At 68.7% G+C, this 17,715-nt stretch carries 16 protein-coding genes and 2 pseudogenes; 6 read left to right on the top strand and 12 right to left on the bottom strand.

Going from position 1 to position 17,715, the window contains the following annotated elements; genetic code table 11:
• Positions 1-18 precede the first annotated feature (18 nt).
• Positions 19-477, top strand: a complete 459-nt coding sequence (locus IG05_RS41785; RefSeq protein ID WP_234335722.1) for a GGDEF domain-containing protein — start codon at positions 19-21, stop codon at positions 475-477.
• A 282-nt stretch (positions 478-759) separates the two neighbouring features.
• On the opposite strand, the gene IG05_RS44430 is transcribed toward IG05_RS41785, so the two are convergent.
• The 3 genes from IG05_RS44430 to IG05_RS48215 all read right to left on the bottom strand — a co-directional run bounded on the left by IG05_RS44430 (position 760) and on the right by IG05_RS48215 (position 2,110).
• On the bottom strand, positions 760-966 hold the full coding sequence (locus tag IG05_RS44430) for a hypothetical protein (RefSeq protein ID WP_234335721.1): 207 nt from the start codon (positions 964-966) through the stop codon (positions 760-762).
• Positions 967-1,201: 235 nt separating this feature from the next.
• Positions 1,202-1,852, bottom strand: coding sequence for a peroxiredoxin-like family protein (locus tag IG05_RS0101375; protein WP_030338454.1), 651 nt, complete (start codon positions 1,850-1,852; stop codon positions 1,202-1,204).
• Between the two features lie 111 nt (positions 1,853-1,963).
• Positions 1,964-2,110, bottom strand: a complete 147-nt coding sequence (locus IG05_RS48215) for a hypothetical protein (RefSeq protein ID WP_199808222.1) — start codon at positions 2,108-2,110, stop codon at positions 1,964-1,966.
• Between the two features lie 166 nt (positions 2,111-2,276).
• On the opposite strand from IG05_RS48215, the gene IG05_RS0101365 reads away from it, so the two are divergent.
• Positions 2,277-2,876: a TetR/AcrR family transcriptional regulator gene (locus IG05_RS0101365; RefSeq protein WP_030338452.1), complete on the top strand. Its 600-nt coding sequence runs from the start codon at positions 2,277-2,279 to the stop codon at positions 2,874-2,876.
• Between the two features lie 19 nt (positions 2,877-2,895).
• On the opposite strand, the gene mctP is transcribed toward IG05_RS0101365, so the two are convergent.
• Genes mctP through IG05_RS0101335 form a run of 6 tightly spaced genes read right to left on the bottom strand, consistent with a single transcriptional unit; the run spans position 2,896 to position 10,237 of the window.
• Positions 2,896-4,518 carry a monocarboxylate uptake permease MctP gene (gene mctP / locus IG05_RS0101360; protein ID WP_030338451.1) on the bottom strand — a complete coding sequence of 541 codons (1,623 nt, stop codon included), beginning with the start codon at positions 4,516-4,518 and terminating at the stop codon, positions 2,896-2,898.
• Entirely contained in the window at positions 4,515-6,077 is a 1,563-nt protein-coding gene (locus tag IG05_RS0101355) for an MFS transporter (protein ID WP_234335736.1), read from the bottom strand. Before IG05_RS0101355 ends, mctP begins: the two co-directional genes overlap by 4 nt.
• A gap of 8 nt (positions 6,078-6,085) precedes the next feature.
• Positions 6,086-7,750, bottom strand: a complete 1,665-nt coding sequence (locus IG05_RS43540; RefSeq protein ID WP_051789371.1) for a histidine phosphatase family protein — start codon at positions 7,748-7,750, stop codon at positions 6,086-6,088.
• The gene (locus IG05_RS0101345; protein WP_030338448.1) at positions 7,750-9,210 is read right to left on the bottom strand and encodes an FAD/NAD(P)-binding protein; all 1,461 of its coding nucleotides are present in this window, start codon (positions 9,208-9,210) and stop codon (positions 7,750-7,752) included. Before IG05_RS0101345 ends, IG05_RS43540 begins: the two co-directional genes overlap by 1 nt.
• Entirely contained in the window at positions 9,183-9,791 is a 609-nt protein-coding gene (locus IG05_RS0101340; protein ID WP_030338447.1) for an FAD/NAD(P)-binding protein, read from the bottom strand. The genes IG05_RS0101345 and IG05_RS0101340 overlap by 28 nt, the downstream gene beginning before the upstream one ends.
• A gap of 35 nt (positions 9,792-9,826) precedes the next feature.
• Complete coding sequence (locus IG05_RS0101335; protein WP_030338446.1) at positions 9,827-10,237, bottom strand: OsmC family protein; 411 nt, start codon at positions 10,235-10,237, stop codon at positions 9,827-9,829.
• A gap of 266 nt (positions 10,238-10,503) precedes the next feature.
• Between IG05_RS0101335 and IG05_RS0101330 the strand changes: the two genes are divergently transcribed.
• The 3 genes and pseudogenes from IG05_RS0101330 to IG05_RS50185 all read left to right on the top strand — a co-directional run.
• Positions 10,504-12,006, top strand: a complete 1,503-nt coding sequence (locus IG05_RS0101330; protein WP_158838710.1) for an NB-ARC domain-containing protein — start codon at positions 10,504-10,506, stop codon at positions 12,004-12,006.
• A gap of 50 nt (positions 12,007-12,056) precedes the next feature.
• Positions 12,057-12,740, top strand: coding sequence for a haloacid dehalogenase type II (locus tag IG05_RS0101325; RefSeq protein ID WP_030338444.1), 684 nt, complete (start codon positions 12,057-12,059; stop codon positions 12,738-12,740).
• A gap of 453 nt (positions 12,741-13,193) precedes the next feature.
• A pseudogene (locus IG05_RS50185) lies at positions 13,194-13,691 on the top strand (replication-relaxation family protein); the annotation flags it as partial.
• Between the two features lie 120 nt (positions 13,692-13,811).
• Here the strand turns inward: IG05_RS50185 and IG05_RS0101320 are convergent.
• On the bottom strand, positions 13,812-15,344 hold the full coding sequence (locus IG05_RS0101320; protein ID WP_051789365.1) for an FAD-dependent oxidoreductase: 1,533 nt from the start codon (positions 15,342-15,344) through the stop codon (positions 13,812-13,814).
• 116 nt (positions 15,345-15,460) lie between these two features.
• Here IG05_RS0101320 and IG05_RS0101315 point away from each other — a divergent pair, with 116 nt between their 5' ends.
• Positions 15,461-15,955: a MarR family winged helix-turn-helix transcriptional regulator gene (locus tag IG05_RS0101315; RefSeq protein ID WP_030338442.1), complete on the top strand. Its 495-nt coding sequence runs from the start codon at positions 15,461-15,463 to the stop codon at positions 15,953-15,955.
• Between the two features lie 165 nt (positions 15,956-16,120).
• Here the strand turns inward: IG05_RS0101315 and IG05_RS41780 are convergent, their stop codons facing one another.
• Together IG05_RS41780 and IG05_RS50440 are read right to left on the bottom strand one after the other, a co-directional pair.
• Positions 16,121-16,621 (bottom strand): hypothetical protein, encoded by a 501-nt coding sequence (locus IG05_RS41780; protein ID WP_037812578.1) that lies wholly within the window; start codon positions 16,619-16,621, stop codon positions 16,121-16,123.
• Between the two features lie 234 nt (positions 16,622-16,855).
• A pseudogene (locus IG05_RS50440) lies at positions 16,856-16,987 on the bottom strand (IS5/IS1182 family transposase); the annotation flags it as partial.
• Positions 16,988-17,715: the final 728 nt, after the last annotated feature.

Here is a 17,715-nt window from a genome sequence, read left to right as displayed (position 1 = left end):
GAGACGAAGAACCCGAGTATGTCGTCCCTCCTGCGCGTCCAGGGCCGGTTCGGCCAGCGCACCCTCTTACTGACGACCGCTGCCCTGCCGTTGACCGGCTGGGCAGTCCACGCGGTCACGCTGCACAGGCAGCTCGCCGCCACCCGCCGCGACCCGCTGACCGGCCTGCTGCGCCGCGACTCCGACACCGCCCGCGCCCACCGGCTCCTGGCCCGCCACGGCGACGACACGGCCGTGGTCATCGTCGACCAGGACCACTTCAAGGCCGTGAGCGACGGCTTCGGGCACCCGGCCGGAGACGCCGTCCTGGCCGCGACCGCCGTGCGGCTCACCGCGTGGGCGGGCCCGCGCGCCTCCCTCGGCCACGTCGGAGAAGATGAGTTCGCCGTCGTCCTGGAGCTGCCCGCCGCACGGTTGGAGCAGCGTCTCGCGCAGCTGGTCCGCGTGCGCCGCCATCGCGGAGGTGAACACGCTTGACCGCCCAGGCCATGTACGAGATCGAGACCAGCGAGGCGCGTCTTTCTCACGGAAGCTCCAGAGCGCCCTGTGTCCTTCAGAGTGGTGCAGGACCGAGATGAAATGCGACCAGCCGCGGCAGAGCGTGATCAAGCAGCGCGGCCTCCGACATGACCGTGATCGACGCACAAACCCTGCCGTCGCCGGGCGGACGGAGCCGCGCATTCACTCCAAAGAGGCCAGGTCGCGCACCTACCTGTCAGCCGCTCACGCAGACTGCATGGAGGGCGTCACGGAAATGGATCAAGATGTGGTGGCGAGTTCGACGAGGTGCCGGGCTGTGCCGGCAGGATCGACGATCTGATGAAGATGCGCGCCGGGCAGGTGCGCCACACGCCAGCCGCGTTCGCGCGCTTCGGCGGCAAGGTCCTCATACGGAGGGCCGAACAGCAAGTAGGCGCAGGGATGGTCATCCCAGCCGTCGGGGACCGGGATGTGCTGCGAACTCACGCGCTTTCAGCCGCACTGACGGCAAGTCGTCGTTACTGCTCGCCTGCAACGGCGCCATCCTCGCGAGCCTCACGTCCGTCGCCGACGAGGACCTGCCCCTGTTCACCAGCTGGGCACCTTACCTCGGCGCCCGACAACGCCAGCGTCGCAACGGCCGAGGGCAAGATCCGCAGCCTCAGTACGAACCGCTATGCGTAGATGGCCGATGGGCTGCGAAAACTGATGGAGATGGCGATCAGCTCATTGCGTCGAGGACGGCGATGATGTCGGCCGGTTCCGCGCGGGTGGTGTAGTCCGTGTCGACGAAGGCCCAGCGGATCGCTCCATCGCGGTCGATGACGTAGGTCGCGGGCAGCGGGAGCGTACGCGGATGGCCGTCATTGACGCGCTGGAGGTCGAAACCGAGCTTGTCGTACACCGCTGCGAGGTCATCGGGGAGGTCGAAGGCGAGCCCGTACTGCTTGGCGGTGTCGGAGCCGATATCACTGAGGACCTCGAAGGCGAGGCCGTGCTTCTCGGTCAGAGTGAGGGACTCGTCGGGGATCTGGGGGGAGACGGCCACCAGGCGGGCGCCGCGGGCGGTGATGGCCTCGTGGTGCTGCTGGAGTGAGCGCAGCGCGATGTTGCAGTACGGGCACCACGCGCCCCGGTAGAAAGTCAGCACGACCGGGCCGTCAGCTAGCAGGTCGTCGAGGGCCAGGGTCTGTCCGGTCGCGGTGGGGAGGTCGAAGCGAGGGGCCTGCGCACCGACGGCCAGGGCGTTGTCGGCCTGGCCGGAGTCGGCGAGTTCCTGGCCAGCCCGCTGCATGATCTCCCGGATCTCGGCGGGGATCTGCTGCTGACGTGCTTCGTAGAAGGTGCGCAGTTCGGCGTTCAGGGTGGTCATGGCGCTTCGTTCCTCCTGGTCGGCGACTGGAGCGGGGCCCAATCTTGAAATGATCGTTTCAAGATAATGCCATGCGTGGTCCCGCGCCAGCCATGCGGAGGCGCCGATGGGTCAGAGGCTGGTGAAGGGGCGATGCTCGGCCAGTGCGAGAGCCTTGATGAACGCGGCGAGTTGGACCGCGCGACGGGCGAGGTAGCGGCGGAGGCGGGGGGTCTGCGACCCGTACGCGGCCGCCCAGAGGGCTGGTATGCGATTCATGGGGGCATGGTCGCGGCGATTGGTGCCACCGCGGGCGGATCGTGGACGAACCTGGATGCGTTCGCACAGGTGGGTGACCTGTCCTGCTCTGTACCCGTCAGCACCTTTGCGGGGTGGTGAACGGGGAGTATCTTGGAATCCTTATTTCAAGATGGCGGGGTGAAACATGCCGGACATCAAGCACTTCGACCCGGATGCCACCCTGGAGACCGTGGTGCGGCTGTTCTGGCGGCAGGGCGTGGCCTCGACCGGGATCCAGGACATAGTGAACGCGACTGGGCTCAACCGCTCCAGCCTGTATGCCACGTTCGGCGGAAAGCAGGAGCTCTATCTCACCGCGCTGCGCCGGTACCTGGAGCAGCGTTCCCAGCCGATGTTCCGGCGCCTGGCCGAGGACGAGCGGGGTCTGCCGGCCGTCTCCGAGTTCTTCGCCGGCCTGATCGAGGCGCGCTGCTCGGGCGAGTACGCCCAATGGGGCTGCATGGTCTCCAACGCGCACGCCGGGGCCGAGAACAGTGATCCGGAGGTGCGCGGCGTCCTGGACCAGCACCACCGGGAGCTGCGCGAGGCGATGTACGCGGCACTGGTCACCGCCGACCGCCAGGGTCAGCTAGCTCCCGGGGCCGATCCTGGTGCTTCCGCGGATCTGCTGGCGTTGCTCGCCTACGGGGTCAACTTGCGCTCGCGTGCTGGTGCCGACGCCGCGTCGTTGCGAAAGACGGTGGCCGCCGCCCTGGACTCGCTCGGCGTCAGGGCGGCGGAGTAGGCATCCGTGGTTCGGGTTCTCAACTGGGGTTGGGGGCAGGTGAGGTGTCCGGACGGAGGGTGGCAGCTGACACCGCTTCGGTTTCTGCCGCATCGGCCGTGTAGTCCTCAGGGGCTGTGGCGTCGATGCCCTCGGGGGCCTTGGCCGCCTTCAGGACGAAGGTGAGGACCACCGTCAGGGCGACGTTGAGCACGAACGCCGTCAGGCCGATGTAGCCGGTCTGGCCGATGCCTGGGATCGCCGCCGACGAGCCGCCGAAGTGCTGCTGCGTGGGCGAGGCGACACCGTACGCGGCGAGAGTGCCGTAGATCATGCCTGCCGCCCAGCCGGCGAGCAGCGCCCAGCGGTGGAACCAGCGGGTGAACAGGCCGCCGACCAGGGCCGGGAAGGTCTGCAGGATCCAGATGCCGCCCAGCAGCTGGAAGTTGATGGCGACCGTCTTGTCCATGGTCAGGACGAAGACCAGGGCGCCGACCTTCACCAGCAGCGACACCAGCTTGGAGACCTTGGTCTCCTGTTGGGGCGTGGCGTCCGGCTTGATGAAGTCCTTGTAGATGTTGCGGGTGAACAGGTTCGCGGCCGCGATCGACATGATCGCCGCGGGGACGAGCGCGCCGATGCCGATCGCCGCGAAGGCCACGCCTGCGAACCAGCCCGGGAACATGGTCTCGAACATCTGCGGTATCGCCAGCTGCCCGTTGGTGACCTTGACCCCGGCCGCGATCGCCATGAAACCGAGCAGCGCCAAGAGGCCGAGCATCAGGGTGTAGAGGGGCATCACCGTCGTACTGCGGCGGATCACCTCGCGGCTACGGGACGAGAGCGTGGCCGTGATCGAGTGCGGGTACATGAACATGGCCATCGCGGAGCCGAGCGCCAGGGTGGCGTACGTCCAGCGGCCCTCTGCGGGTGGGAGCAGACCGCCCGCACCAGCTGCCGCGTACTTCTCGCTCGCCTGGGCGAAGACGTGGTCGAAGCCGCCCAGCTTGATCGGGATACAGATGATCGCGACGACGATGACGATGTAGATCAGCGTGTCCTTCACGAAGGCGATCATGGCCGGGGCGCGCAGGCCCGAGGAGTAGGTGTAAGCGGCCAGCACGCCGAAGGCGATCAGCAGCGGCAGGTCCTTCACGAACCAGTTGGTGTTCTCGCCACCGCCGACACCGAGCACGTCCAGCACCGCCTGGATGCCTACGAGTTGGAGTGCGATGTACGGCATCGTCGCGAGGATGCCGGTGAAGGCCACGGCGAGCGACAGGCCCTTCGAGCCGAAGCGACCGCGGACGAAGTCCGCTGTGGTGACGTACCCGTGGCGGTGGCAGACGGACCACAGGCGGGGCAGGAAGGTGAAGATCAGCGGGTAGACGAGGATCGTGTACGGCACCGCGAAGAAGCCGGCCGCGCCGGCCGCGTAGATCGCCGCGGGTACGGCGACGAAGGTGTAGGCGGTGTAGACGTCGCCGCCGAGCAGGAACCAGGTGATCCAGGTGCCGAACGAGCGGCCGCCCAGGCCCCATTCGTCGAGGGTGTGCTCATCGCCGGCCTTGCGCCAGCGCGCGGCGAGGAAGCCCATGACGGTGACGAGCAGGAAGAACAGGGCGAAGACAGCAAGTGCCACGCCGTTGACGCCGCCGGTCATGTCTGCACACCTCCCGTGCTCGGCAGGTGCGTTGTCGCTGTGGCCTCGGCGGCAACGACCTCGCTGCTGACGAGTTCGTCGAGTTCGGCGTCCAACGCGGTGGTGCCCTGGGGGGTTGGGGCAGCGGCCTGCGGGTTGCTGCCGCGGACGGCGACGGCGATGCCTGCGAGAGCCATGGGGAGCGCCACGAACGCCGCGGCGGTGCGGATGCCGCCCGGTGCCGAGAGGACCAGGGCGATCAGGGGCGGGCCGAAGGCTCCGCCGGACTTGCCGACGGCTGCGGCCCATCCACCGGCGGTGCCCCGGATGGCCAGGGGGTAGATCTCGGCGGTGTAGGGGCCGATGAGCGCGATGACACCGGCGGTGCCGACGAACAGCAGCATCACGGTGGCCAGCAGGATGGTCCTGTTGCCGTCCATGCCGACGGCTGCCAGCGTCAGGAGGGCGGCGACGGTGAGGGCCGCGTAGACGACCATGGTGCCCCTGGCAGACCAGTGCATGTAGAGCCATGCGCCGACCGCGCAGGTGGGGATGGCCAGCAGTGAGGAGAGGAACAGCAGGGTGGCGGCGGACATGCCGTGCCGGCCGGCGGATTCCAGCTGGCTGGGCAGGAAGGTGATGAAGCCCCAGTAGACGAGGCCCCAGGCCATGGCGTAGGCGCTGACGACCAGCGTCTTGGCCGTCTGTGGAGGCTTGAACAGGGCGGAGGCGGGGACCTGCTTCGCTCGTGTCTGCCGGGCGGTGAAGGCGGCCGATTCGGGGATCCAGCGGTTCAGCGCGATCAGGACCAGGACCAGCGGGAGCTGGGCGAACCACGTCACGCGCCAGCCGGCCAGCGGAATGAGGATCGCGGCCAGTCCGGAGGCGGCCATGTAACCGCCGGTGGTGGTCAGCCCGGCCTGCAGGACCATGATGGCCGCGCGTCGGCCGGGCGGCAGGCTCTCGGTCATCAGGGCGTAGACGACGGGCAGCATGCCGCCGGCCGCCATGCCCATCAGGGCGCACATGGCGAGGGTGCCGGCGAAGGTCGGCATGGCGCCGCACACCGTGGTGCCGAGGAAGAGCAGGGAGGCGATGAGGATGGTGGCCCGGCGGCCGATGCGGTCCGCCGCGCGTCCCCAGACGAGCGATCCGAGCACGGTGCCGGTCAGCGCGACCGTGGGCAGCCACGAGACGTCGGCGGCACTGAGGCCGTATTCAGCCCGCAGGCCCGGCGAGATGAATGCCAGGGTGGCGGGCTTCATCTGGTCCACCAGGAGGGCGAAGGTCAGGATGGCGATGAGGCGGCGCCGACTCGCCGTCGTGGCGTGGGCCGCAGCGGGGGCGGCGGGACCGGCTGTCCGCGGCGGCAAGACGGCGAAGCCGGAAAGCACCACGCCGACGACGATGGCGGCCATAGCAGCCCACATGATCGCCGGTGACATGTCCATCATGGCCATGTGGAAGTGCATGGATGCGGAGTCGATGAACATCCACACGTGCTCGGCGACGCCGGCGCAGGTGAGGGCGACACCGGTCCAGAACAGTAACGGCCGCGGTATCAACGAAGCGGGTGGCACGGACAAGGTCAACTCCTCGCGGAAAGCCGGGCGTCGGGGTCCTCAATGGTGCGGACGGGCGCGGTGGCACGCCGCTCGGCCGACGGGCGGTCCTTGAGGCCGAGTACGTCGGGCCAGCGCGGGTCGTCGGGGGCGACGACGAGGTGGCGGGCGTAGAAGCTGTCGAAGAAGGACAGGACGAACATCGGCAGCAGGGTCCAGATCGCCACCTGCTCCAGCGGCCCGTTGCCGGTCAGCGCGGCGATGATGACCACCACGAACACGTTGGGGTAGGTCATGGCGGTGTAGTCGTCGAGCGTCTGGACGTGGCGGCGCCGCTTGAGCAGGGCGGCGACCAGGCGCAGGCCGACGGCGATGCCCACGGCGGTGGGCGCGTAGCTGGTGAAGCCGTCCAGGTCGAGCTTGAGGCAGACCAGCATGATGAACGCGGTCAGCAGCAGCACCGCGACGTATCCGTTGCGCTCGCCGTACTTGGCCGTGCGGATGGGCGAGCGTTCCCGCAGACGTTTGACCAGGACGTAGACGGCGGTGACGACGCCCGTGGAGGTGGCGGCGCTGATGGCGATGGCCGGGGCGATGTCCTCGTGCAGGGTCAGGGCGAGCACGGCCGAGAACGAGAAGGTCGCGGCCAGCGAGGAGAGCAGGACTTGCGCGAACGTCGGCATGATCATCCCGCCGAGGCAGCGGCTGACGGTCATCGCCACCACGGAGCTGGGCGTGGCGAGGAACACCGCGACGATCGCCGCCGTACTCGTACTGCCCGCGTCCGACCAGCGCACCAGGGCCGCGAAGGCCATCGGTAGGACGAGGTAACGCAGGGTGACGGACCTCAGCGTGCCGCGGTCGGTCACAAAGGTTAGCGCGTTCTCCAGTTCGATACGGCACATGGTGATGACGCTGGCCAGCACCAGGAGCAGGAGCAGCACATAGGGCGAGGTGGAGATCCGCGCTCCCGCCAGATTGGCGAGCAGGCCCGCGGCCAGGCCGGCGCAGAACACCACGGGATGGTTGACGACGATCCAGTCGTAGACCATGTTCATGGTCTTGTTCTCGTTCTTGACGTAGCTGTGGATCCGGTCGCCCTGCAGCATCTGGGAGTTGGGCAGCCGCAGGTCGTACGACTCGTCGGCCGGCCGGTCCAGGATGAACCGGCAGATCAGCTCCACGACGTACTTGTGCGAGACCACGCACACCGTCTCGCCGCGCCGCAGCGCGGGCAGCAGCTCCTCCTCGTAGAAGGCGTGCACGCGGTCCCTGAACTGCTGGAACGTCTCGCCGCCGTGCATGGTCGGGCTGTCGGCGTTCATGGCCCGCTCGTACTCTGCGATGCCGTGGCGGCGCTGGAGGATGGACTTGCTCTCCAGCGTGTAGCTGCCGAAGTCACGCTCCATCAGACGCTCGTCGACCACGACCTCGGGGACGTCCGCCTCGTGGGCGTCCAGACGGAAGATGGTGTCGGCGGTCTCATAGGCGCGGGTCAGCGGGGAGACGTAGACGCGGTCGAAGTGCTGGCCACGGTGGCGCCCCGCGACCTTCTCGGCCTGGATCCGGCCTAGGAAGGTCAGGGGGGCGTCGCGCTGCCCGGCGATGCGGTGGACGGAATTGCAGGTCGATTCGCCGTGCCGGACCATGAACAGGCGGCTCAGCAGCTCCTGCTCGTTGTGCTCTGCCATCACGCGCCCTTCTTCGGGGCGTGCTTGACCTGCTCGGCGTACTGGGAGCCCCAGCCCGCCAGCTTGGTGATGTCGCACAGGTTGTGGACCGCGTGCTTTTGCACGAGCGTGGCCAGCAGGGAGACGCTCCGCCGGGCCTGCTGTGCGGTGAGGCCGAACTCGCGGGCCAGGGCGGCGCCGAAGTCGGCCAGGTCGTCGTCGAGGATGGCGCGGTACTTGCGGCGCTCGGTGCGGTCCTGGGCCTGCAGGTAGTTGACGGCGTTGGGGTAGGCGTTGTCCTTCGCGTAGCTCTGCAGGCGTATCCGCAGGCGGGTGGCCTGCGGATCCTCGGTGGCGAGGTCGGCGGCGATCCAGTCGCTGCTGCGGATCAGGCAGTGGTGGATGCCCTCAGGGATGTCCATCTGCTCCTCCTCGCCGGCCGATTCGAGGTGGCGCAGCACCTCCATCGCCGTGTCGAAGCACTGGTTGCGCAGGGTGCCGATGCTGAATACGAACGCGCCGAGCCGGCCGCGGCGGGTGGTCTCGTCGCCCTGGCGCATCGGGCCGACGGCGAACAGGCCCGCTGCCGCCGTGCCGTCGGCGGCGATGAGCTGTCCGTGGGGGCCGACCTCGATGCCGCGATGGGTCTTGGTCTGCGGCTGCGCGTAGCCGTGTCCGTTGACCAGGCCGTGCCACAGGGGGTGGTCGGCGCGCTCGTAATCGGTCTTGTTGCCCAGGCAGTTGACGACGCGGTCTACGACGATGTCGGGCTGGTCGGCGAAGACCACACGGATCTTCGTGCCGTCCTCGGCGGGGCGCATGTCCTGGATGCCGGCCGACAGGGTCTCGACGGTCTTCGGTGCCCCGTTGTATCCGCGCATCCGGCTGCGCACGACGCCGCCGATCTCCCGCACGGTGCTGGTGCGGTTGGTGACGATCAGGCTCTTGTACCGGTCGAGCAGCATCCGCACGTCGCGGGCGTCCATGCGGGAGATCAGCTCGATGACGTACGGCTCCCACGCCTTCATGACCCGCTCGGGGAAGACGGCCTCGAGCGCGCTGCCCGGCTCCACACCATGCTCGGCGCGCAGGTGCGCGTACTCCGCCTTGATCCCCTCCACCACCGCCTCGGGGGTGAGCTTCTCGGCGTCGAGGAAGGGCGGCCGGCGGGCCTGCCAGATGTCGTGCTCGTGGTCGACGGGGTAGGTGCCGTGCATGTGCCCGCCGCGCGAGCAGATCAGGATCTGCCCCCGGTGGCCTGCATGGATGAGGGAGATCACCGTGTCAAAAGCCGACAGCGCGGAGCCCGTGACGAGGACGCTCTCCTCGGGGCCGACCTCCTGGAACCAGTCCTGGGCACCGGGGGCGTAGGGGTCGGCGAGGAAGCGGTCGCAGTCCTTGATGCGGTGGTAGAAGGGCGCCTGCACCGGTGAGAGGTGACCGGTCGCCAGGATCACCTGGTCCGAGAACAGGTCGTGCACCCCGCCCTGGGCCGAGAAATCGGCGTACTTGAGACGTAGCCGCCACCCTGGCCACGGACGTCGATGACCTCACCGGTGAGCTCGCGCAGGGTTACCTCGGCGTGGGCGTCGGCGGCCGCGTCGCGCAGCCGCTCGGCCAGGTACTGCCGGAAGATCCGCCGCGGCACGACGCAGGCCACGCCGAAGGTGTGGTACTGCCACTTCTGCGGCCAATCCGAGCGGTCCGCCTCCCCGTTGGCCCACTCCAGGAAGTCCTCCGGACGCTCGCGGCGCAGGGTGATGCGGCCCGCCTGGATGTTGAGCATGTGCTCCCAGTTGGTGGACGCCCAGCCGAACGCGATACCTCCGTAGCGGTAGCCCTCCTCCCGCTCTATCAGGCATATCTCCAGGGGCGCGTCGGCGAAGTGGAGCAGCCGGATGGCGCTGACCGTGCCGGAGAAGCCGGCACCGACGATCGTGACGCGCCGCGCGCCCGGGCTCGCGCCGCCCACGGGATCGGGCTGCATGCTGCTCGCCTGCCTCGCCATGTCCGCCATGCCGCGGTCCTGGCTCGGGCTGTCCTGCATCGCGGGGTTCTGCATTTCCACGGTCTTGTCTCCTTCGGTGGGGGGAAGCGTCAGCGCCACTCGTGGGTGAAGCGGACCGTTATGGCGTCACGGATCGAGTTGTGGACGATGCAGCCCCGCTCGGCCTTGAGCAGGGGCTTGGAGATCAGGTCCTCAAGGGAGGCGGGCGCCGACACCTGCACGGTGATTTCGGAGAATCGGGTCGGCGCGCTCCCGAGGCTTCCGTCGACCTGAAAGCTGATCTCGGAGATGTCAACCTGCGGGTCTTCGGCCTTCAGGGCGGCGAGGAAGGTGCTCACGTAGCAACCGCCGAGCGCCAGAAGCAGCAGCTCTCCGCCCATGGGACCGGCGTCGGTGCCCTCTTTCTCCTTTGGCCGGTCGATGGTGAGCGTGTGCTCTCTGGCCTGGCCCACGACGACGCTGCCGCCGACGGGGCGCAGGGAAACACCGATTTGGGGCATGGTGACGCACGGACTCCTGTCCTGGAACGGGGGCACACGAGGCTCGCCGTCAGGGGGCGAGTGGGATTCCTGGGGTGCCGGTGAGCAGGGACGGCCCCCAGCATCAGGACGGAATGCGGGCTTCCGGAGTGATCGTGGATGATCCTGGATGCGCTCCGTGGCCGGAAGCCAACCCTCGGATACCGCTTGACAGTCGAGGCCTCATGTCGTCTAACTTGAAACGACCGTTCCAGGTTGGTCGTGGCCCAGGTGTCCCATGGGGGAGGATGTTCGTGCCGCAGGTGTTGGATCCGGCAAAAGCCCGCACAATAGATGAATTCATCGCGGAACTGAGACTGCTGAAGGCGTGGGCGGGCAACCCGTCGATCACCGAGATAACGCGGCGTATCCACCGCGACTGGCAGCGGGCAGGACGCCCGCGCGGCGAATGGCCGGCCCGCTCCACCGTGGGCAACTGCTTCCAGATGGGCCGCCGCCGCCCCAACGCTGACCTGCTGCTGGCCGTGGTCCAGGCACTCGTCGGCTCCGACGAAGCCATCGTCTCTGGCTGGCGCCAGTCACTACGCGCCGTGTTCGGCGAAGCGGAGGCCGCCGCACGCGTCAGCGCCTACGACCGGCTGCCGACAGGACTTCCCGCATTCGCCGGCAGAACCGGCCTGGTGGTCCAGGCGGAGGCACTGCTTGACTCCGACGGGCAGATGCCGACGGTGGCGCTGGAGGGCATGGCGGGTGTGGGCAAGACGTCGCTCGCCCTGCACGTCGCACACCGGCTTCTCGCAGAGGAACGCACTGACATACCCGTCCTGTTCGCGAACCTGCGAGGCTCCGCTGCGCAGGGCCCAGGCGCCGACCCTGCTGCCGTACTGGAGACCTTTCTGCGGCTGCTCGGCATCACCGGCGACCGCATCCCATACGACCTCAACGCACGAACAGCTCTCTACCGCCAAGTCCTGGCGGGAACGGGCGCACTGATCGTCCTGGACGACGCGGCAGACACCGAACAGGTGCGGCCCCTCCTACCCGGAACCCCAGGATGTCGCACGCTGATCACCAGCCGGCGCGCGCTGGACGGCCTGACTGAAGCCGCCCGTCTGCCGGTACCGCCACTCGACCCGGACGACTCCGTCGAACTGCTGCGGGCAGCGGCCGGAGCCGAACGCCTCGCCTCGGACCTCCTGGCCGTCCAGCAGATGGCGGGATTGCTGGGCCACCTCCCGCTGGCCCTCTCGGTCATCGGCCGCCACATCCGCGAGCACCCTGCCTGGGCACTCGGCGACTACTACCGCGAGCCGCTGATCACCTTGGCCCTGGAGGACGGTGTGCGCACTGCACTGGCCGCCTCCGACACGCGGCTGCCGCAGGGTGCACGGCGACTCCTTCGCCTGCTGGCACTTCATCCGCCGACAGAGGTGGAGATCGCAGGAGCCGCCGCACTCTTGGGTGAACCGTTCGCTGCAGCCGAACATCACCTTGCGGCTCTGGCGGCAGAGCACCTGATCGAACGCACCGCACCCCACCGCTTCCGGGTTCACCCGCTCACCCACGCCTACGCGGAGGAACGTCTCTGCATCGACGAACCTGCGACCCACATCCGCCAGGCCCTGGCCCGCCTGTCGGAACATGGCCACAGCCGCGGTGCCAACATGCGACTCGAGACTCGAACCATCCGCGGACTCCGTTTGCCCGTACCCCGGCAGCACGCTGCAGCAGACAGAGAAAGGAGCAGCCCGCTGCCGCAACCGCCCACAGGACGGGTACTCGCAGCCTGAGGGGGCTACGACGTCCGGCATCCGCGCACGGACGCAAGGAGGAGAAGAACATGCCCGCCGACCAGCACCAGGTCCTCGTCTTCGACGTCAACGAGACACTCAGTGACCTCACACCACTGCGCGGTCGCTTCGAGGACATCGGTGCCCCCGGGCACCTGCTGCCGACCTGGTTCGCCGGGGTACTGCGGGACGGATTCGCCCTGACCGCCTCAGGTGCGTACGCGGACTTCACCTCCGTCGCACACGACGGAGTACGGACCCTGCTGTCTGGCCTGGAGGGATGGGCGGGAGATGAAGAGGCCGCAGCCCGGCACATTCTGGACGGCCTTTCCCAGCTGGAAGCACACCCCGATGTGCCGGACGGTGTACGGAAGTTGAGCGATGCGGGATACCGGCTGACGGCGATGACCAACGGCAGCGTCGCGCTGGCCGAGCGACTGCTGGACGCGGCAGGAGTGCTGGACCGCTTCGAGGCCCTGTCGGACGTGCGCGGACCGCGCTGTTGGAAGCCGGCACCGGCGGCCTACCACTATGCCGTCGAACGAGTCGGCGTCCGGCCTGAGCAGGCGATGTTGGTCGCCGTGCATCCCTGGGACATCGACGGGGCGCGGAGAGCCGGGCTGGACGGTGCGTGGCTGCGGCACGGAGCCTCCGTGTACCCGCGCGCGATGACCCCGCCCAGTTTCAGCGCGCAGGATCTGCATGAGCTTGTGCAGATCCTGGTCACCGGCTAGTGACAAGCGCCGAGCATCCCCAACGCCCCCTGCACACCCGAGGGACCATCCCCACGGGCGCGGGGAGCACAGGTCGACGCCAGGAGCCATCTGCTGTGCGCCCGCGAACGGCCACGTACGAACGACCGCATACGGCATAGGTCAGGGAGATCGGCGCCGTCAAGATCGGCCAGATCGGCGTGGTGGCGCCGGCCAGGACGCCGCTGCCGGACGGTTTCGAGACCCTGGACGGAGACTTCTTCCGACGACCGCACCGCCGACCCCCGCACAGGACGACTGAGGTCTACTCCCGCCAGCTGCGCCCGGCCGACGCCAGGTTCTCATGGCACGTCGAATCGTCACGGGCTAAGCGCGGAGGGCCCCGCCGACGCGCAACACCCCTTGCAGGCCGCCCGATCCCCCGACCGCTCCACCACACCGCGCCCACCCTCCCCTTTTCCTCTTTCTTCCTGGGTGGGGCCGTGTGGGGGTGCAGTCGGGGGATGCCGGGCTACCCGGCCACGCCTGAAAAGGGTGGTGACCCACGGATACATCGTCAGGCCCCGGTTGTATGCGGACCGTTGTCAGCGGGGTTTTCGGCGGGGATGCCGGAGGGGTTGCGGGTGTGGTCGGGGGCGGACTTATCGCATCGTGACGCTGGTCGGGCCTTCACGGTCGGTGGTCCGGTCGGGGCCGACTGGTGGCCTGGGCGGTACACGCAAGGGCCGGACAAGACCGGCGCCGCACCGTACTCGAAGGGCAGCAGTGACAATTCTGAGCGTGGCCGCCGGCGGCGTCGACCGGCTGGCACTGGCCGTACTGGCGCAGTACCGGATGGCAACGACCGAGCAAATACATCTTGTGATCGCACCCGAGGTGCGGATCGAGCAGACGCGGCGCCGCCTGGCCCAGCTGCGCGACGAGCAGCTCATCGACCGCGTCACCCTGCCACAAGCCGGCCGGGCGCGAGCCGGGTTCGCCACCAAGCACGGGGTGGACGTCGCCTTGGAGTGGCCCGAGCTGCGCCAGCGGCGGCCACCGAGGCTGATCGCGGACCGCATCGCGGCCCGTGGCGGGGTGCCCTGGGCCGGTTCATCGCAGGCCATGTGCCGCGGCCAGGGCGACGACGGCGGCCAGGTCGCGGGAGGGTCGGCGGGCAGCGACGTAGCCGTCCGGGCGGATGAGGACGAGTTCGCCGCCGTGTGTGGCGTGGGCGCGGTGGGCGTGGCCGTCCGTGTCGATCACCGTGCGGGGGCCGGTGGCGGTCGGGTCGGTGGTCACGCGGAACGCCCGCAGTCCGGCAGCGGCCGGGCCGTCCGGCTGGGGCAGGGCGTCGGGTCCGAAGGAGAGCAGCGTCCAGTGCGGGCCACGTTGCAGATCTAGCAGGCGGACTGGGCGGCCGGTGGCGGCATCCCGGCAGGGGGCGTCGGGAGCGCGGCCGCCGGCCGCGGTGCCGGCGGTGAGCGGGCTGTCGGGGTAGGCGATGGTCAGGCCGGTGGTGAAGTCGCCGGTCAGGCCGCGCTGCGCGGTCGGTCCGTCGCCGTCGTCCGCCGCGCGCATGACCGCGCGCAGCCGGGTGGTGCTGTCGCCGAGGACGGCCTGGGCGACGGGGCGCCGCTCCTGCTCGTAGGTGTCCAGCAGCACGGGGTCGGCGTCGGCGAGGACGGCGGCGAGCTTCCAGCCGAGGTTGTAGGCGTCTTGGATGCCGGTGTTCATGCCTTGGCCACCCGCGGGTGAGTGGATGTGCGCGGCGTCACCGGCGAGGAAGATCCGGCCGGCGCGGTAGCGGTCGGCAAGGCACACGTTGATCTTGTACAGGGAGAGCCAGTCGGCGCCGGTGATGCGGACACCGGGAACGGCCGCGCGGCTGGCGAAGATGTCGCGGAACAGCTCCAGAGACGGTTCCTGTGGGTCGTTTACGTCGGCGGGGACGGACGCCTGGAACTGCCACAGATCGGTGCCGGGCAAGGGGAAGAGCGAGAGGATGCCGTGCTCCTTGCTCATCCACACGTGCTGGCAGTGGCGGGAGAGACCGTCGATCCGGACGTCGCCGAGGTGCCAGCGCTGGTCGGGGTGGGAGGTGCCGCGTAACGCGATACCGGCGTGCTTGCGGACGGTACTGCGGCCGCCGTCGGCTCCGACGGCGTACCGGGCTCGGATGGTCGCCTCCCCCGTCGCGGTCTCGACGGTGGCGGTGACGCCGTCGCCGTCCTGGTCGAGGCCGGTCACCGCGGTGCCCCACTCGATGGTGCCGCCGAGATCGGCGAGGCGATCGCGCAGGATCTGTTCGAACTTGGGCTGGGAGAGCCATACGGGCGGGTAGGGGGCGTCTGGTGCAGGTGTTCCGGCCGCGACCTCGACGGCTTCGGAGACCACGCGGTCGCGGTCGTAGTGGCGGGTGGGAATGTTCACGGCTCCTTCCTTGAGGACGCGCTCGATCACGCCGAGGTCGTCGGCGACCTCCAGGGCGCGGGGTTGGATCGTCTTGGCGCGGGAGGCGGTGCTGGGATGCGCGGCCCGCTCGACCAGGCGGACGGCGACGCCGCGGCGGGCCAGATCGCAGGCGAGGGTCAGGCCGGTGGGGCCGGCGCCGACGATCAGGACATCGGCTGTGGGTTCCATCATGGCGATGATTACCTACCTTAGGTATCCTTTATATGGCCGAGCGGAACTGCCTTTGGCGGCCCGGTTCGCCTGATCATATACCTAACTTAGGTATCTACCAAGGAGTGAAGCAGGCTATGAGAAACAGAAGCGAGGCAATCACAGGACTGCTGCCGCGCATGGCCCAGCTCAGCGCCCTACTGAGCCGCGGGCAACTGTTCGAACACGCCGCCACCGCAGCCGGGGTGACACTGGACCGGCCCGCGATGACCATCCTCGTCATCCTCGACACCGCCGAACAGCCGCTACGAGTGGGCGAGATCGCCGCCCGCATGCAGGTCGTCGGACCCCACGTCACCCGACACCTCAACACCCTGGAAAAACAGGAGATCGTCAAACGCGTACCCGACCCCAACGACCAGCGGGCCCGCCTGATCGCCCTCACGCCGTCCGGGCAGCAGCTCGTCGACCGCTACACGTCCGTCATCGACGGCTGGTTCACCGCCGCCCTGACCGAATGGCCAGACCGCGACCGCACCGAATTCGTCCGCCTGCTCGGACGCATGGTCGAAGACCTGACAGCTCAACTCAACACGGTCACCGACAGCCGTACGACTGACAGCACACGTTGATCAGCCAGAACTCCCGGCCAGCAACGCCCGAACGCTTTCCCAGGTGAGCTCCATGATGCCGACCGGCAAGTACTCCACTGCGTTAAAGGCGAAGCTGACGTCTGTTCCTGAAAGTTGCGCCCGGCCGGCGCCCGGGTGCGCCAACTCGTCGGGCGTCGGGCGGGGTCAGGTGCCGTTCTCGTCCATGTGGTGGGTCGTGAGGAACTGCCGCCAGCCGTTCACGGCAGCTCGTGCCAGTTCCAGGGCGTCCCGGGTGCCGGTTGTCCCGTCCGGTCGCTTCCACTCGATCGTGAAGGTCGTCCCGCCGTCGGTGAGGTCGACGCGGGCGACATGCGCCGCTGTTTGGCCTGGCTTACGTGTGCGGTGCTTGGCGGTGTTGGCGACGTCGCCCGTGAGGGCGATGGCCGGGTCCTGGCGGGCGTACTGGTCTGCCGCTCGCCCTCGCGCCGACATCGGGACGCGGGCTGTGTCGCTACTGATCCAGTCCTTGAGGTGGAAGCAGTCCTTGCAGAAGTCGACCGGCAGGGCCGTCCAGTCCGAAGGCTCGAAGAGGGTGCCCGCGTAGGCGGCCTCCAACTCCTGGAGCCGTTTCAGGACCGACCGCCACAGTTCCCGCCAGGGCCCGTCGGGGGTGCGGGACAGAGTCCGTCTGACGGTCCCGGACACTGCTACGGCGGTCGCAGAGGTCAGCTGCGTGCACCACAGGCAGGGCAAGACGAACCGGCGGCGACACCGGCGAGTCCCGTACCGCAGTTCGTGCCGGTGACGGTTCCAGCCGTCTCTTCGCTACTGCTTTTCATGATCAACTAAGGTGTTGTGGCAGGGTGCCGCAAATCCCGCTGGACCCAGGTTGACGCGACATGGAGCAGCCCGGGAAAACACCGGACCTAGGTTCTGTCGTCAAATGCACGCCCACATCAGCAGGGCTGCGAGGGTGACGGCTGCTTGGTAGGACTCGGTGGTCTTGTCGTACCGGGTGGCGATGCCGCGCCATTGCTTCAGTTTGTTGAAGCACCGTTCCACCACGTCACGCGAACCCGAGGGTGCGGTGCCCTGATTCTGGGGATGGACCCGTGGGTTCGCGGTCAATTCGCGGGGCCGGCCTCGGCGGCCTGCTCCATGCCCGCGCGGAGTCCGCGTAACGCATCGCGGTCTTCTCGTCGAGACCGAAGATCTTGGCGAGGTGAAGTGGGTCAGGGCCTTGGATCATGGCCTCTTCGAGTTGTCGGCCGACGCGGAGCCGCTCCAAGGTCGCGTCCTGGCCGCGCATCGCGGCACTGATCCAGTAGTGGCCCAGGCCGGGGTGATCAGAGGCGGGTGTGGCCGGGGAACCGCATTCGGCATCATCAGTGTGGTGGCGATCGCTATTCGTTGATCTTGGTGACCTGGCCGGCGCCGACGGTGCGGCCTCCATCGCGGACGGTGAAGCGCAGGCCCTCCTGCCCTGTCCTCCAAATCAACCCCCGCCAACGGGGCCTCCTCATCGAGATCATCCAGAACCTCCGCGAACGCACCCGCGAAGCTCGCGGCAACGGCTGGCTCGGCGGAGTCGAAGGACTCCAGGTCAGTCTCGACGCCGCCACTGCCAAGCTCAACAGCCTCAGTGGGGCCCCGGCCGACGGCCGACCCCAACTGGTCGACCTCGGCATGCCCGTCTTCACCGACCCACCCGCCACTCCCTCACCCCCAGGAGAGTCCCCGCATGCACCCGATGCGCCTGATCTCGTTCGGCCGCCTGCACCTCCCCACGGGCCCGGGCG

Origin of the sequence: Streptomyces sp. NRRL S-1022 (genome assembly GCF_000720135.1) — a bacterium.
GTDB lineage: Bacteria > Actinomycetota > Actinomycetes > Streptomycetales > Streptomycetaceae > Streptomyces.
Note: the sequence above shows the minus strand (reverse complement) of the source record. Positions and strands in the feature narration are given on the sequence as shown.